This is a genomic window from Alkalinema pantanalense CENA528, from assembly GCF_050753345.1.
Taxonomy (GTDB): domain Bacteria; phylum Cyanobacteriota; class Cyanobacteriia; order Leptolyngbyales; family Leptolyngbyaceae; genus Alkalinema; species Alkalinema pantanalense.
This window is the reverse complement of record NZ_JBLZFX010000185.1, coordinates 3,230-4,521: the sequence shown is the minus strand read 5'-3', so window position 1 is coordinate 4,521 and position 1,292 is coordinate 3,230. Positions and strand designations below refer to the sequence as shown.

Annotated in this window: 1 protein-coding gene and 1 pseudogene; both read right to left on the bottom strand. The window is 76.6% G+C overall.

Features of this window, described 5'->3' with window-relative positions; all coding sequences use genetic code 11:
- Positions 1-622, bottom strand: a pseudogene (locus tag ACN4EG_RS27225) (hypothetical protein); the annotation flags it as partial.
- A 94-nt stretch (positions 623-716) separates the two neighbouring features.
- A partial coding sequence (locus ACN4EG_RS27220) for an HNH endonuclease (protein ID WP_431633425.1) occupies positions 717-1,292 on the bottom strand: 576 nt, incomplete at its 5' end.

Below are 1,292 nucleotides of genomic sequence, written 5' to 3'. Positions count from 1 at the left end.
GGCGGCGCAGGCGCGAGGGGCCGGCGAGCAGGCCCTCGACCAGCAGGGTGGCGACGCGCGGGACCTCGGGCAGCGCCTCGGCGGCCTCGGTGGATGCGGGGAAGGCGTCCTCCCGGGGCGGCACCGGGGCGGCCGTCGGCGCGGGCTCGTCGATGGCGATGGGGGCGCGCGGCGTCGGCGCGACCGCGGGCGTCGCGGGGCGCGCGAATGCGGGGATGGTCGGCTCGGCATCGGGGCTGGCGGCGCGCCCGGTGCCGGAGGGCGTGATCATCGGCGCTGCGGCCTGCCCGGCCACCGCGGCCGGTGCTGCCGGCGCCTCCTCGCCATCGAGCTCGCGCAGCATCGCCTCGAGGCTGGCCGCGCTGACCGGGCGGTGCAGGGTGGTGCCATGGCCGCCGCGCGGGTTGGCGGTCAGGCTGACCACGCGCTGGGGGCCGTGCTGCGCGCGCAGCCAGGTCATGTGCCCGTAGATGGAGTCGACGTCGATGACCAGGGTGGCCGCCTCGGCCTCCGGGGCGAGGCGCCAGATGCCGCCGAGGCGGCGGTTGGCGTCCTCGAAGGCCGCGGCCAGCTGCTCGCCCTCGGCGCGGTCCATCCCGGTGAAGCACAGCGTGCGATCCATCCCCACTCCCGAACGAAGACCCCGCCGGGCGGCGGGGGGCGTGAAGTGTTGGCGAGCGTGCGCCCCGGGGTCAACGGCGCGCGTCACGCTTCGCTCAGGCCATCGGACGCGCGCGCTTGGGCAGGTGGCTGCGCAGGAAGGCCATCTGGTCGGCCAGGATGTGGCGGTTGCTCAGCACCAGGTGTTCGACCCAGCTGGGGCGGAACGGCACCGCCAGCAGCGGCATCCGCGCCTGCTGCGGGTTGCGTCCGCCCTTGCGCGCGTTGCAGGGACGGCAGGCGGCGACCACGTTCTCCCACACGTCCGCGCCGCCGCGCGACAGCGGCTCGACGTGGTCGCGGGTCAGCACCGCGCGCGCGAAGGCCTGGCCGCAGTACATGCACAGGTGGCCGTCGCGCGCGAACAGCGCGTGGTTGGTGAGCGCCGGGCTGGGGTCGGCCGCGGAGGGGCGGGCGCGGCCCCGCGCGGCCACGATGGGGTGCAGCAGGACCTGGCTCTGGCCGCCGATGGCGCGGTTCCAGCCGCCGCGGACCGTCATGCAGGGTTCGCCGAGGGTCCAGGCCACCGCGTCGCGCACGTACAGGCAGGTGGCGTCCTGCCAGGTCATCCAGTCGAGGATGCGGCCATGCGCGTCGAGCACCAGCACGCGCGGCGGCGGGGTGTCGGTGGC